Raw genomic sequence first — 13,319 nt, forward strand, 5'->3', positions numbered from 1 at the left:
ATCGATGCGAATCGTCGATGGGCGCTACCTCTCGAGGCTCCAGGCGCGTCTTGCGCTCCGATCAGGGCTCGGTCCGGGCTTTTCATCCCATTCGCGTTTGAGATCACGAACAGTCGCTAGCATCACGCCCATGACGACGAAACGACGCATCACAGCCCTGTCCGCAGCTGTCCTCCTCGCCGGGTCGCTGATCGCGGTCCCTCCGGCCGCCTCCGCCGCGGCGCCCGCAGATCGCTCTGTCGCCGCCGTCTCGGTGAAGGCAGCCACGGCTCCGACGTGCGTGTCGGTGAAGACCGCCCGCACCAGCTGGCTGAGGATGAAGGCGACTGTCAAGAACAACTGCGCTTCCACAAAGCGCGTCAAGGTGGTGTGGGCGTTTGCGAACGACAGCGCCTGCATGACCATCGCCTCGGGTGCCACCAAGACGCACACGACGGGGAGCGGGGGGCGGTTCGACAGCCTCGTCAACTGCTGACGCACCGTATACGAAAAGCTCCGCCGCGACGCGGAGCCCCGGCGGAGGCCCGCCCCACCAGCTCGAACGGCAGCGGCGCCAGCGGCGTGGGCGCCTCGAGGGCCGCGTTGGTCAGGTCTGTCTCCAGCGGAGTTTGTAGATCTTCGGCGCGCGGGTACGCAGCACGACCGTGCGCGGACGCTCAACTCGATGCGAATCCCGTCGAGGGTGCCGGGTAGCCGGCGCCGGTCGGGATTCCGCGAAAGGGCGTCAAGCGACGTCGCGAGCACGAGTGCCCACTCGCGTCGTCGCAGACTCACTCGCGACGTCGAATACTCACTCGCGACCGCGAATACTCACTCGAGACCGCGAATACTCACTCGGCGGCGAGTTCGGCCTTCTTGCGGCGCCGCATCTCGTGCAGGATCGGTTCGGTGTATCCGTTGGGCTGCGCGGCGCCCTCGACGATCAGGCGGCGGGCGGACTCGAACGCGATTCCGCGGCCACGCCCCTCGTCGTCGAGCAGCGGCTCGTAGTCGGGGTCGCCGGCGTTCTGCGCGTCGACGACCGCCGCGAGCTTCTCGAGGCTGCGGTCGACGTCATCGGTGTCGATGACGTCGTGGGCCAGCCAGTTGGCGAGCAGCTGGCTCGAGATGCGGAGCGTGGCCCGGTCCTCCATCAGTGCGATGCCGTTGATGTCGGGGACCTTCGAGCATCCGACGCCCTGGTCGATCCACCGCACCACGTACCCGAGGATCGACTGCACATTGTTGTCGACCTCGGCCAGCACCGCGTCACGGCCCAGCGGCTCGGTCTGCAGCGGCGGGATCAGGATGTCGTCGATGCCGCGCGGGGGCCGCTCCGCGACGGTGCGCTGCACCTCGGCGACGTCGACCTGGTGGTAGTGCAGGGCGTGCAGAGTGGCCGCGGTGGGCGAGGGAACCCACGCCGTCGTGGCGCCGGAGCGCACCTGTGCGATCTTCTGCTCCAGCATGTCGTGCATGAGGTCGGGCATGGCCCACATCCCCTTGCCGATCTGGGCGCGGCCGATGAAACCGGCGCCGAGCCCGGCATCCACGTTGGCGTCCTCGTACGCGCCGAGGAACGGCTGCGCCTTGATGGCGGCCTTGGGCACCACCGGGCCGGCGTGCAGCGAGGTGTGGATCTCGTCGCCGGTGCGGTCGAGGAACCCGGTGTTGATGAAGACGATGCGGTCCGCTGCCTCGGCGATCGCCGCGCGCAGGTTGAGGGTGGTGCGCCGCTCCTCGTCCATGATGCCGGCCTTGAGGGTGTTCTCCGGCAGACCCAGCAGGCCCTCGACGCGGGAGAACAGCTCCACGGTGAAGGCGACCTCCGTCGGCCCGTGCATCTTCGGCTTCACGATGTACAGCGACCCGGTGCGGGAGTTCGTCCCCGCCCGATCGCCGCGCAGGTCGGGCAGCGCGCCGACGGCCGTCATGATCGCATCCAGGATGCCCTCGGGCACCGGCTCCCCCGCGGCATCCGTGATGGCGTCCGTCGTCATCAGGTGCCCCACGTTGCGCACGAGCAGCAGCGAACGGCCGGGAAGGGCGAACTCCGCACCGTCCGGCGCGGTGTAGCGGCGGTCGTCGTTCATCCGGCGGGTGAAGGCGCGGCCGTTCTTGACGAGCTCGGCGGTGAGCGTGCCGGTCACCAGCCCCTGCCAGTTGCGGTACCCGAGCGCCTTGTCGTCGGCGTCGACGGCGGCGACGGAGTCCTCGAGGTCCATGATCGTCGTCAGCGCCGACTCCACGACGATGTCATCGATGCCCGCCCGGTCGGTGGCGCCGATGCGCCCGGCGCGGTCGATCAGCACATCCAGGTGCAGGCCGTGGTGGCGCAGCAGCACCGACGAGGGCTGGGCCGCGTCGCCGGTGTACCCGGCGAAGGCGTCGGCATGCTGCAGAGCGGCATCCTCCCCCGCCACGGTCACCAGCAGGCGGCCGTCCTCGACGCGGTAGTTCTCCGCATCGGCGTGCGAGCCACGGGTGAGGGGCGCGACCTCGTCGAGCAGACGGCGGCCGTAGGCGATGACTGCGGCGCCGCGCTGCGGGTTGTACTCCGCGCCGGGCGCCAGCTCCCCTTCCTCGGGGATCGCGTCGGTGCCGTAGAGCGCGTCGTAGAGGGATCCCCAGCGTGCGTTGGCGGCGTTGACGGCGAAGCGCGCGTTCAGCAGCGGCACCACCAGCTGGGGGCCGGCCAGGGTTGCGATCTCGGGGTCGACGTTCTCGGTGCGGATGCCGAAGGGGGCCGGCTGCTCCAGGAGGTAGCCGATGCGTTCCAGGAACGCCCGGTACTCGACCGGGTCAGGCAGCCCCGGGTTGCTCCGGTGGTAGTCGTCGATCTGCGCCTGCAGCCGGTCGCGCTCGGCAAGCAGCTCGCGGTTTCGGGGCGTCAGGTCGCGCAGGAGCGCGCTGACGCCGGCCCAGAATCCGTCGGCATCCATCCCCTGTGCGGCGAGCGCCTCCTCGGCGAAGGCGAGGATCGGCGTCGCGACGCTCAGGTCGGCGCGCTGCTGTCGAGCGGTGCTCGTGGTGTCCATGGCGACTCTGCCTCTCGGTGGGGATTGCCGTCGAAGCTACCAGGTTCGCCTCGCTCTGTGGAATGCTTATTCCACAGAGCGGAATGGACGTGGATTCGTGACGGAAAACAGCCCCGCACCGGGCGTGCAGTCGGTGGCCCGCACGCTCGATCTCCTGGAGACCCTCGCGATGCTCGGCGGCGAAGCCGGGGTCGGCGAGATCGCCGCGGCACTGTCGCTGCCGCCCGCGACGATCCACCGGCTGCTTCGCACCCTCGCCGCCCGCGGGTACGTCATGCAGCTGCCCTCCCGCCGGTACACGCTCGGCCCCGGCCTGATCCGGCTCGGCGAAGCCGCCACGCGGCGCCTGTCGGGCTGGGCGAAGCCGGCCCTGGTCGCCCTCAGCGAGGCGACGCAGGAGAGCGCGAACTTCGCCGTCCTCGACGGCGACATGGCCACCTACGTCGCGCAGGCGCCCTCGAAGCACCAGATGCGCATGTTCACCGAGGTCGGGCGGCGGGTCTTCCCACACGCCACCGGCGTGGGCAAGGCGCTGCTCGCGCAGCTGCCCGACGCCGACGTGCTGGCCCTCGTCCGGCGGACGGGGATGCCGGAGTTCACCGACACCACGCTGCGCACCGAGGAGGACCTGCTCTCCGACCTGCGGGTGATACGCGAGCGCGGTTACGCGATCGACGAGGGCGAGCAGGAGGTCGGCGTGCGGTGCTTCGCCGTGGCAGTGCCGGGCATGGCTTTGCCGGCGGCCGTGTCGATCTCGGGCCCGGAGGTGCGGGTGACGCTGGAGTCCGCGCCCGCCGCGGTGCGGTCATTGCGCGAGGCGGTCGCCACGCTGCGCACCGCCGTGCCCGGCTGAGCGCGGGGCGCAGCCGGGCACGGGCAGGTGGGCGATGCGCCGCCTCAGCTCGCCGCTTCCTCCGCGCGCTGCAGCGCCTCGACCTCTGCGGCATCCGGAACGTAGCCGTCGATGTGGCGCTCGTCGGGACCGTTGTAATCCGACAGCGGGCGGATCAGGGCATTGGCCGCCTGCTGCTCCATCACGTGCGCGGTCCAGCCGGTCACCCGCGCCGCGATGAACAGCGGTGTGAAGGTGAGGGTGTCGAAGCCCATCAGGCTGTAGGCCGGGCCCGACGGATAGTCGAGGTTCGGGTAGATGCCCTTGCGGCCGACGAACTCGGACTCGAGCGCATCGTAGAGCGCGGCGACGTCGGGTCGGTCGTAGTGGGCGACGAGGGTGTCCAGCGCCGCCTTCATGGTCGGCACGCGCGAGTCGCCGCGCTTGTACACGCGGTGCCCGAACCCCATGATCTTGCGCTTGGCCGCGAGGGCCTCGTCGAGCCACGGGACGACGTTGTCGGCATCGCCGATCTCGGTGAAGATGTGCAGCACGGCCTCGTTCGCGCCGCCGTGCAGCGGTCCCTTGAGCGCGCCGATGGCGCCGACCACGGCCGAGTACAGGTCGCTGAGGGTCGACGTGATGACCCGACCGGTGAAGGTCGAGGCGTTGAACGAGTGCTCGGCGTAGAGGACCATCGAACGGTTGAACGCGTCGGCCACCACCGCATGCGGCTCCTCGCCGAACGTCATCCAGAGGAAGTTGGCGGCGTAGTCGAGGTCCTCGCGCGGCTCGACGAGCTGCTCGCCGCGGCGGCGGCGCTGCCCGTAGGCGACGACGGCGGGCAGCACGGCGAAGAGGCGGATGCTGCGGTCGAGGTTCTCGGCCGGGGTCCCTGCGGCATCGAGCACGTTGTCGATGCCGGCAGTGTCGATCGCGCCGATGAGGCTGACGACCGTGCGCACCTCGTCCATCGGGTGGGCCTCCAGCGGCACCGCGTCGATGAGGGCCTTCACCGCGGGCGACAGCGCCCGGTTGGCCCGCTCGACCGCACGCAGCTCCGCGAGCTGCTCATCGGTGGGCAGCTCACCGTTCCACAGCAGGTAGGCGACCGCTTCGAACGGCTGCGTGGCCGCGAGCTCCTGCACCGGGTATCCCCGGTACATGAGGCTGTTGATCTCGGGGTCGACCTTGGAGATCGCGGTCACGTCGGCGACGACGCCCGCGAGGCCCTTTTTGATGTCGGTGGTCATCGCACGCTCATTTCTCGATGTCGAAGTTGAAGACGTTGGTGTCGAAGTGGTTGTACGACTCGTAGTCGAGCAGGTCGTACAGGTCGGCGCGGTGCTGCATCTCCCCCAGCTTGCCGGTGAGGCGCCCCTCGGCGCTCAGCGTATCCAGCGCGCGCCCCGCGGCGCCCATCGCGATGCGCAGGAGCGACACCGGCCAGATCACGATGTTCACGCCGACGTCGCGCAGCTGGTCGACCGAGAACAGGTCGCTCTTTCCGAACTCGGTCATGTTGGCCAGGATCGGCACGTCCACGGCGGCGCGCACCGCGGCGAACTCCTCGAGGGTGCGCATCGCCTCCGGGAAGATGGCATCGGCGCCGGCGTCGACGAGGGCCCTGGCCCGGTCGATCGCGGCATCCAGCCCGTCCACGGCGCGGATGTCGGTGCGCGCCATGATGAGGAAGTTCGGGTCGCGGCGGGCGTCGGCGGCGGCGCGGATGCGCTTGATCGCGGTGTCCTGGTCGACGACCGCCTTGCCGTCGAGGTGGCCGCACCGCTTGGGGTTCACCTGGTCCTCGATGTGAGCCCCGGCGATGCCGGCATCCTCGAGGGTCTGGATCGTGCGGGCGACGTTCATGGGCTCGCCGAACCCGGTGTCGGCGTCGATGATCGCCGGCAGGTCGGTCATGCGGGCGATCTGCTGCCCGCGCCCTGCGACCTCGGTGAGGGTCGTCAGCCCGATGTCGGGTAAGCCGAGATCGGCCGAGAGCACCGCGCCCGAGACGTAGACGCCCTCGAACCCCTTCTGCTGGATGAGGCGGGCCGACAGCGGGTTGAACGCCCCGGGAAAGCGCAGCAGCTCACCCGTGGCGAGGCGCTCGCGGAACAGTCGCCGCTTGTCGGCGGGGGTCACGGTCGAATACAGCATCAGTGGTCTCCTCTCGGGCGTGCACAACGTCGCCGATCCATCGCGCGGGAAGCGCCACCGGCCGATTCCGGCCCGCGACCCCACCCGATCGGCGACGTTGTGCGCGACGCCATGTCTAGAACAGGCCCTTCGGCGCCGGAGCCGCGAGCAGCAGGCCCGGCTTCGCAACGATCGAGAGCTGTCGCACCTCATCGGCGGTGAGCTCGGGCAGGCGCTGGGCAAGATCCAGGAAGCGCTCGATCTCGGCGGGCTCGAGCACCGGCTCGGCGAGGATCCGGAACTTGCGGATGTAGTCCTCGCGCGCGAACGGGCGCGCCCCCAGGGGGTGCGCGTCGGCGACGGCGATCTCCTCCTCGATGACGCGACCGTCGGTCAGGCGGATCTCGACGCGACCGCCGAACGCCTTCTCTGCGGGGTCCTCGGAGTGGTAGCGGCGGGTCCACTCGGCATCCTCGGCCGTGGTGATCTTGTGCCAGAGCGCCACGGTGTCGGGCCGGGCCGCGCGGTCGGGCGCGTAGGAGTCGACGTGGTGCCAACCCCCGTCCTGCAGCGCGACGGCGAAGATGTACGGGATCGAGTGGTCCAGCGTCTCGCGGGATGCCGTGGGGTCGTACTTCTGCGGGTCGTTGGCGCCCGAGCCGATGACGTAGTGGGTGTGGTGCGAGGTGTGCAGCACGATCGACTCGACGTTGGCCGGGTCGGTGGCCTCCGGGTGCTCACCGTGGAGCTTGCGGGCCAGGTCGATCCAGGCCTGCGCCTGGTACTCGGCCGAGTGCTCCTTCGTGTACGAGTCGAGGATCGCGCGCTTGGGCTCACCCACGGCGGGCAGCGGCACGTCGTACGACGCGTCGGGGCCGTCGAGCATCCAGGCGACGACACCGTCTTCGCCTTCGTAGATGGGCGACGGGGAGGTCTCGCCGCGCATCGCACGGTCGACCGCCTCGACTGCCATCTTCCCCGCGAAGGCCGGGGCGTGCGCCTTCCAGGTGGAGATCTCGCCCTTGCGCGACTGGCGGGTCGCGGTGGTGGTGTGCAGCGCCTGACCGACCGCCTGGTAGATCGTCTCGGTCGGAAGGCCGAGCAGCGTGCCGATGCCGGCGGCGGCCGAGGGGCCGAGGTGGGCGACGTGGTCGATCTTGTGCTCGTGCAGGCAGATGGCCCGCACCAGGTCGATCTGGATCTCGTAGCCGGTCGCGATGCCGCGCACGAGCGCGTCGCCGTCGGCGCCGACGTGCTGGGCGACGGCGAGGATCGGCGGGATGTTGTCGCCGGGGTGGGAGTAATCGGCGGCGAGGAACGTGTCGTGGTAGTCCAGCTCCCGCACGGCGACGCCGTTGGCCCAGGCCGCCCACTCGGGGCTCGTGCGGCGCTCGAGGGCGCAGCCGAACACCGTGGCGCCGGTGCCGCCGACCGAGACGGCGTGGTCGAGGGCCTGCTGGCGTGCGGCGCTGACGGGGGCGCGGGTGAGGGAGGCTGCGGCGACGGCGGCGTTGTCGATCACGCGGTTGATGATCATGTCGACCACCTCGGGCTCGACGGGCACCGGGTCGGTGGCAACCTCGGCGATGTGCCAGGCGAGCTGCCCCTCGCGGGGCAGGTCCTCGTCGCTGCGGTGGACGCGCAGGTGGTGCGTGATGGTCATGGGTGTCCTTTCTCAGAACGTGACGGGGCGCGCGGCGGAGCCGTCGTCGAGCGACGTCAGGATGCTCGCGAGCGCGTTGTGCAGGTGGATGTGCGTGGCGTGGGCGGCCAGTTCCGCGTCGCCGTCGGCGATCGCGGCGGCGATCAGCCGGTGCTCGGCGACGGATGCCGCAAGGCGGTCGGGGTTGTCGCGGGCGAGGCGCCGCACGCGCACGAGGTGCGTGCGGACGGTCCTCAGCGCGGCGGTGAAGTAGTCGTTGGCCACGGCGGTGTCGACCTCTGCGTCGAGCTGTGCGATGAGGGCGTAGTAGGCGTCGGGCCCGCCGGGGGCGGCGAGGTCGACGTCGGCGAACCGCTCGACGAAGCGGGCGAAGACGGCGCGGTCGCCGCGGCGGGCTGCGAGGGCGGCGGCGGTCTCTTCCAGGGCACGTCGCAATTCGAACAGCGCCCGGATGTCGCCCGGCTCCACGTCGGTGACCACCGTCACGCGCGGGGACTGCTGCGTGACCAGGCCGTCGGCGGTCAGGCGGCGCAGCGCTTCGCGCAAGGGAGTGCGGCTCACCCCGAGCCGGGCGGCCTGCTCGACCTCGCCGAGCACGGTGCCGGCGGGGAGTGCGCCCGACTGGATCTCGGCGAGCAGAGTCGCATAAGCGCGTTCGCCCGCGCGCCCCTGGGTCGCTCCGTCGGTAACCATCGGCATCAGTGTATACATAAACCCCGCCCAGCGGCGGTCCTGTCCCGCTAGCACGGAATTGCGTATACATCGCTCAACCACTGGGGCTGCACAGCTGCCCGGGTGAGGGGATCTGCCCGGATGAGGGCGGATCCCCGCATACGCTCCTCAACCCGGCAGATCTCCTCATCCCGGCCGGCCGGGCGGGGCCAGAGCGGCGCGAGGCCGCTGCAGGCACCGGCGCAGCCGCGGGCGGGGCCGGCGCGCGGGCGGGCGCGGCCCTACGCCCCGGCGCCCCGCAGGCGGGTGGCCAACGCCTCGAGCGCGGGGCGCTGCCCCTTCACGAGCCGGTCGGCCGCAAGACTCAGCCCCACCCAACCCGCGCGGTCGACCTCGGGGAACCGCGCCGTCTTGCCCGAGCGGGGCGGCCACGGCATCTCGAACTCCCCGAAGACGAAGTCGTCCGCGGTCGCCGTGAACCCGCCGCCGTCGGCGACGAACACCGTGACCCGCTTGCCCGACGAGTACGGGTAGGTGCCCAGCTCGGCGTACGGACCTTCGGGCGGGTCGACTCCCAGCTCCTCACGGAACTCGCGCTGTGCGGCATCCAGTGCCGACTCGGCGTCGGGGTCGTACTCGCCCTTGGGGATCGACCACGCGCCGGTCTCCTTGCCCGCCCAGTACGGACCGCCCATGTGGGCGATCAGCACCTCGGGCCCGCCGTCGGCGAGCCGGTAGAGCAGGAGACCGGCGCTGTGGACGGGCATCAGGCCGGGCGGGACTTCGGCGAGACCTCGTAGGTGTTCTCGGGGTCGGTCTCGGCCACGCCCGAAAGGGCGTCGTCGATGGCGGTCATCGTGTCGGCGTCGAGCGTGACACCCGAAGCCTTGACGGTGTCCTCGAGCTGCTCGGGCCGTGAGGCCCCCACGAGGGCGGCGGCGACGTTGGGGTTCTGCAGCACCCACGCGATCGCGAGCTGCGGCATCGACAGGCCGGCCTGCTCGGCGACGGGCTTGAGCTTCTGCACCGCGGTGAGCACCTCGTCGTTCATGAAGCGCTTGATGAACGTCGCGCCGCTCTTGTCGTCGGTCGCGCGCGACCCCTCGGGAAGCGGCTGACCGGGCAGGTACTTGCCGCTGAGCACGCCCTGCGCCATCGGCGACCAGACGATCTGCGAGATGCCGAGCTCTTCGGATGCCGGGATCACCTTGCCCTCGATGACGCGCCACAGCGCGGAGTACTGGGGCTGGTTGGAGACGAGCTGCACGCCCAGGTCCTTCGCGAGGGCGTGGCCTTCGCGCAGCTGCTCGGCGGTCCACTCCGAGACGCCGATGTAGAGCACCTTGCCCTGACGGACGATGTCGGCGAAGGCCTGCATCGTCTCTTCGAGCGGGGTCTCGTAGTCGTACCGGTGCGCCTGGTACAGGTCGACGTAGTCGACGCCGAGGCGCTTGAGCGACCCGTGGATGCCGTCGAAGATGTGCTTGCGGCTGAGGCCGACGTCGTTGGGGCCCATGCGGCCGATGGGCCAGTAGACCTTCGTGAAGATCTCGACCGACTCGCGCGGCTGGCCCTTCAGCGCCTCACCCAGCACCTCTTCGGCGGCGGTGTTGGCGTAGGTGTCCGCCGTGTCGAACGAGGTGATGCCGAGGTCGAGGGCCTTGTGCACCGTGGCGATCGCCGCCTCGTTGCCAACCTGCGAGGCGTGGGTGATCCAGTTGCCGTAGGTGATTTCCGAGACCTTGAAACCAGAGTTGCCGAGATAGCGATAGTTGACCATGGGAAAACGTTACCCGTGTTCTCGGCGAGGCAGGGTCGACATGGACATCCTCGCTCGGCCCGTGAACCCGCCGGGACCTCAGGCCTCGACCGGCATGTCCTCTGCGGCGCGCTCGTCATCCTCGGTGGCCACGAGCTGACCGCACGCGCCGTCGATCTCCTTGCCGCGGGTGTCGCGGAGTGTCGTCGGCACGCCGGCGTCGTTGAGACGGCGGACGAACTCGTCCTGCACGTCCTTGTCGGACGAGGTCCAGATCGACCCGGGCGTCGGGTTGAGCGGAATCGGGTTCACGTGCACCCATCCGCGGCCACGCGCATTGAGCTTCTCGGCCAGCAGATCGGCCCGCCAGGCGTGGTCGTTCATGTCCTTGATGAGCGCGTACTCGATCGAGACACGGCGACCGGTCTTGTCGAAGTACTCGCGGGCGGCATCGAGCGCCTCGTCGACCTTCCAGCGGGAGTTCACCGGGATGAGCTCGTCGCGCAGGTGGTCGTCGGGGGCGTGCAGCGACAGGGCGAACGTCACCGGGATGTCCTCGTCGGCGAGCTTGCGGATCGCCGGCACCAGCCCGACGGTCGAGACCGTGACGCCGCGGGCGCTCATGCCCAGGCCGTGCTTCTTGTCGACCATCGTGCGGACGGCCTGCATGACGCGGTTGTAGTTGGCGAGGGGCTCACCCATGCCCATGAAGACGATGTTGGTGACGCGCTCACCCTCGTGACCCACCTTGCGGGGGTCGCCGAGTCCGCCCTCGGCGATGAGGCGGTTGGCCCGCACGACCTGGTCGACGATCTCGGCGGCCGACATGTTGCGGGTCAGCCCCGCCTGGCCGGTGGCGCAGAACGGGCAGTTCATGCCGCAGCCGGCCTGGCTCGACACGCACAGCGTGATGCGGCCGGGGTAGCGCATGAGCACCGACTCGACGAGGGCACCGTCGTGCAGCTTCCACAGGAACTTGATCGTGTCGCCCTTGTCGGTCTCCAGGCGCCGCACCTCGGTCAGCAGCGGCGGCAGCATGCCGTGCACGAGCTCCTCGCGACCGGCGGCGGGGAGGTCGGTCATGTGGGCCGGGTCGGCGGTGTAGTGCGTGAAGTAGTGCTTCTCGAGCTGTGCGGCGCGGAAGCCCGGCATCCCGAGCTCCTTCACCTTCTCGACGCGCTGCTCGGGTGTGAGGTCGGCGAGGTGCACCGGCGGCTTGCCGCGCTTGGGGCTCGCGAACTGCAGCAGCGGGCGGCCCTCGGCATCCTTCTGCTGGGACCAGCCCTCGGTCGCCGGGCGTACCTGCCGCGGTTTGGTGGCGCGCACGGGGGAGGAATCGGTCATGCTCCCAGGGTACGGGAGGCGCGCTGAGCGAGCGCTGGTGGCGCTACCACACCGCGGCGGGGCGCGGGAGGGCTGGAACGCCCTGCGGCGGCGCGGATACCGTGGCGGGGTGAGCGACGAGTCGATCAGAATCCGCGACATCCGCCCCGAGGATGCCGGCGAGGTGCTGACCCTGCAGCGCGCGGCGTTCGTCAGCGAGGCGCTCATCTACGGCGACCCCGACATGCCGCCGCTGACGCAGACCCTCGAGGAGGTGCAGGCGGAGCTGGTGGACAACCTCGGCTGCGTCGCCCTCGACGACGCCCGCATCGTGGGCGCCGTGCGTGCCCGACGCGACGGCGAACTGCTGCTGATCGGGCGCATCGCGATCGCCCCCGACCAGCAGGGGCGCGGCATCGGCACGACGCTGCTGACGGCGGTCGAGCAGCGCGGGCGGGATGCCGGTGCGCGCACGGCCGAACTCTTCACCGGGTCGCTCAGCGAGGCGAACCTGCGGCTCTACGAGCGCGAGGGCTACACCGAGTCGGAGCGGGTCCCCGGCGACGGGAGCGACCAGGTCTTCCTGCAGAAGCCGCTGGCCTGAGCCGCCCCAGGCCCGGCCCCGGCCCGGCGGCCGATCGCCCGCCCGGGTTCGCCTGTCGGCCGATCGCCCGCCCGGGTTCGCCTGTCGCGGATCGCGGTTTCCCGCGCGGCGAAACGACAGAACGCGACAGGCGAGCGAGGGCCGGACGGCGGCGGCGGCACGACGGCGCGGCACCCCCAGCTCGTGGGGGCCAGAGAGTCCCCGGCGCGGTCAGACCGCGGCGACGGCCGCGACCGGCTCGGCCACGGCCACCGAGGCCGAGGGCGCGGCCTCTGGCTGCGCCGCGCGACGACGCGCCCCGACGAGCAGAAGCAGGATGCCGGCTGCCGCCCACCCGGCGAGGGTGAGCCCCGCGGCGAGACCGCCCGAGCCGCCGAAGTACGCCACCGACCGCACCAGCGTGCCGGTCGCCCCCGGCGGGAGCAGCTGCCCGGCCAGGCCGAGTCCGGAGGGCAGCCAGGCGGCGCCCGTCGCGATGCCGGCCAGCGGGTTGCCGATGAACATCATCACCATGGCGCCGATCGTGAAGCCCTTGCCCCCGAAGGCTTCCTGCAGCCCCGCGAGGGCGAGCGCCAACGCGCCGATGCCGAGGGCCATCGCGCCGGCGACCGGCCAGAACGCCGCGGCGGCGATGCTGCCGAACGAGAAGGCGAGGATTCCGGCGACGATCGCCCCGCCGATGACGGAGAAGGTCGCGATGCCGGCGACCGCCCAGCCGAGGTGGCGCGCGAACACCTTGCGGAAGGCCACAGCAGGCACGATCCCGCCGAACACGAGCGGGAACGCAAGCCCGCCGATGCCGATGCCGGTGGGATCCGCCTCGGGCAGCGGCACGACGTCGGTGACCGACACCGGGGCACCCGCCGCCTGCCCGAGCCCCTGCGCGGTGGCGGTGACGGCACCGGAGATCGCGGGCGACGCGGCGCTCGCGACGTAGGCCGTCACTCCCGACCCGTCGACGCCGACACCGCCGGCGACCTCGCGTGCGGTGACGGCGGCGCGCAGGTCTGCATCCGACGCGTAGGTCACGACGTCATAGGCGCCGGGCGCGGCATCCGCCAGCCCTTCCTCCACCTGGGTCACGGCCGCGGCGTCGCCGGCGACGCCGAGCGGCAGGTTCTGGGCGCCGCTCTTGAGCGACGGCATCACGAACAGCATCAGCAGCACGACGAGGATCACACCGAGCCCGGCGGTGAGACCCAGCATCTTCGCGAGCGGCGACGGCGCGCGACGCGCTGCGGTGGCCGGGGCGACGGCGTCGGCAGTAGGAGAGGTCATGCGGAGTCCTGTCTGCCCGAAGGCGAAGCGGA

The 13,319-nt window shown here is 71.0% G+C and carries 12 protein-coding genes; 3 read left to right on the plus strand and 9 right to left on the minus strand.

Features of this window, described 5'->3' with window-relative positions:
* Positions 1–130: 130 nt before the first annotated feature.
* Positions 131–475: an alpha-amylase inhibitor gene (locus QNO21_RS13635; protein WP_257513832.1), complete on the plus strand. Its 345-nt coding sequence runs from the start codon at positions 131–133 to the stop codon at positions 473–475.
* A 355-nt stretch (positions 476–830) separates the two neighbouring features.
* On the opposite strand, the gene QNO21_RS13640 is transcribed toward QNO21_RS13635, so the two are convergent.
* A complete protein-coding gene (locus QNO21_RS13640) occupies positions 831–3,017 on the minus strand; it encodes a malate synthase G (RefSeq protein ID WP_257513833.1) in 2,187 nt (728 codons plus the stop codon).
* A 97-nt stretch (positions 3,018–3,114) separates the two neighbouring features.
* Between QNO21_RS13640 and QNO21_RS13645 the strand changes: the two genes are divergently transcribed.
* Positions 3,115–3,870 carry an IclR family transcriptional regulator gene (locus QNO21_RS13645; RefSeq protein WP_285178397.1) on the plus strand — a complete coding sequence of 252 codons (756 nt, stop codon included), beginning with the start codon at positions 3,115–3,117 and terminating at the stop codon, positions 3,868–3,870.
* 44 nt (positions 3,871–3,914) lie between these two features.
* On the opposite strand, the gene QNO21_RS13650 is transcribed toward QNO21_RS13645, so the two are convergent.
* The 7 genes from QNO21_RS13650 to rlmN form a co-directional block, all read right to left on the minus strand.
* Positions 3,915–5,102, minus strand: coding sequence for a bifunctional 2-methylcitrate synthase/citrate synthase (locus tag QNO21_RS13650; RefSeq protein WP_257518358.1), 1,188 nt, complete (start codon positions 5,100–5,102; stop codon positions 3,915–3,917).
* A gap of 7 nt (positions 5,103–5,109) precedes the next feature.
* Complete coding sequence (prpB, locus tag QNO21_RS13655) at positions 5,110–6,009, minus strand: methylisocitrate lyase (protein ID WP_257518359.1); 900 nt, start codon at positions 6,007–6,009, stop codon at positions 5,110–5,112.
* 115 nt (positions 6,010–6,124) lie between these two features.
* Entirely contained in the window at positions 6,125–7,651 is a 1,527-nt protein-coding gene (locus QNO21_RS13660) for an MmgE/PrpD family protein (RefSeq protein ID WP_257518360.1), read from the minus strand.
* A 12-nt stretch (positions 7,652–7,663) separates the two neighbouring features.
* Positions 7,664–8,344, minus strand: a complete 681-nt coding sequence (locus QNO21_RS13665) for a GntR family transcriptional regulator (protein WP_257513838.1) — start codon at positions 8,342–8,344, stop codon at positions 7,664–7,666.
* Between the two features lie 260 nt (positions 8,345–8,604).
* Positions 8,605–9,090, minus strand: coding sequence for an NUDIX hydrolase (locus QNO21_RS13670; protein WP_257513839.1), 486 nt, complete (start codon positions 9,088–9,090; stop codon positions 8,605–8,607).
* Positions 9,090–10,103 carry an aldo/keto reductase family protein gene (locus QNO21_RS13675; RefSeq protein WP_257518362.1) on the minus strand — a complete coding sequence of 338 codons (1,014 nt, stop codon included), beginning with the start codon at positions 10,101–10,103 and terminating at the stop codon, positions 9,090–9,092. The genes QNO21_RS13670 and QNO21_RS13675 overlap by 1 nt, the downstream gene beginning before the upstream one ends.
* Positions 10,104–10,181: 78 nt before the next feature.
* Complete coding sequence (rlmN, locus tag QNO21_RS13680) at positions 10,182–11,426, minus strand: dual-specificity RNA methyltransferase RlmN (RefSeq protein ID WP_257513841.1); 1,245 nt, start codon at positions 11,424–11,426, stop codon at positions 10,182–10,184.
* Between the two features lie 109 nt (positions 11,427–11,535).
* On the opposite strand from rlmN, the gene QNO21_RS13685 reads away from it, so the two are divergent.
* Positions 11,536–12,009, plus strand: a complete 474-nt coding sequence (locus QNO21_RS13685; protein WP_257518364.1) for a GNAT family N-acetyltransferase — start codon at positions 11,536–11,538, stop codon at positions 12,007–12,009.
* Between the two features lie 210 nt (positions 12,010–12,219).
* Here the strand turns inward: QNO21_RS13685 and QNO21_RS13690 are convergent, their stop codons facing one another.
* Positions 12,220–13,287, minus strand: coding sequence for a hypothetical protein (locus QNO21_RS13690; protein WP_285178398.1), 1,068 nt, complete (start codon positions 13,285–13,287; stop codon positions 12,220–12,222).
* Between the last annotated feature and the right edge of the window lie 32 nt (positions 13,288–13,319).

Source organism: Microbacterium sp. zg-Y818 (assembly GCF_030246905.1).
In the GTDB taxonomy this organism is placed as follows: Bacteria; Actinomycetota; Actinomycetes; order Actinomycetales; family Microbacteriaceae; genus Microbacterium.

Bases quoted from the DNA above. Each gene is read 5' to 3' on its own strand.
- QNO21_RS13635 (WP_257513832.1), top strand. From the start codon at position 131: ATGACGACGAAACGACGCATCACAGCCCTGTCCGCAGCTGTCCTCCTC.
- QNO21_RS13640 (WP_257513833.1), bottom strand. From the start codon at position 3,017: ATGGACACCACGAGCACCGCTCGACAGCAGCGCGCCGACCTGAGCGTC.
- QNO21_RS13650 (WP_257518358.1), bottom strand. From the start codon at position 5,102: ATGACCACCGACATCAAAAAGGGCCTCGCGGGCGTCGTCGCCGACGTG.
- prpB (WP_257518359.1), bottom strand. From the start codon at position 6,009: ATGCTGTATTCGACCGTGACCCCCGCCGACAAGCGGCGACTGTTCCGC.
- QNO21_RS13660 (WP_257518360.1), bottom strand. From the start codon at position 7,651: ATGACCATCACGCACCACCTGCGCGTCCACCGCAGCGACGAGGACCTG.
- QNO21_RS13665 (WP_257513838.1), bottom strand. From the start codon at position 8,344: ATGGTTACCGACGGAGCGACCCAGGGGCGCGCGGGCGAACGCGCTTAT.
- QNO21_RS13670 (WP_257513839.1), bottom strand. From the start codon at position 9,090: ATGCCCGTCCACAGCGCCGGTCTCCTGCTCTACCGGCTCGCCGACGGC.
- QNO21_RS13675 (WP_257518362.1), bottom strand. From the start codon at position 10,103: ATGGTCAACTATCGCTATCTCGGCAACTCTGGTTTCAAGGTCTCGGAA.
- rlmN (WP_257513841.1), bottom strand. From the start codon at position 11,426: ATGACCGATTCCTCCCCCGTGCGCGCCACCAAACCGCGGCAGGTACGC.
- QNO21_RS13690 (WP_285178398.1), bottom strand. From the start codon at position 13,287: ATGACCTCTCCTACTGCCGACGCCGTCGCCCCGGCCACCGCAGCGCGT.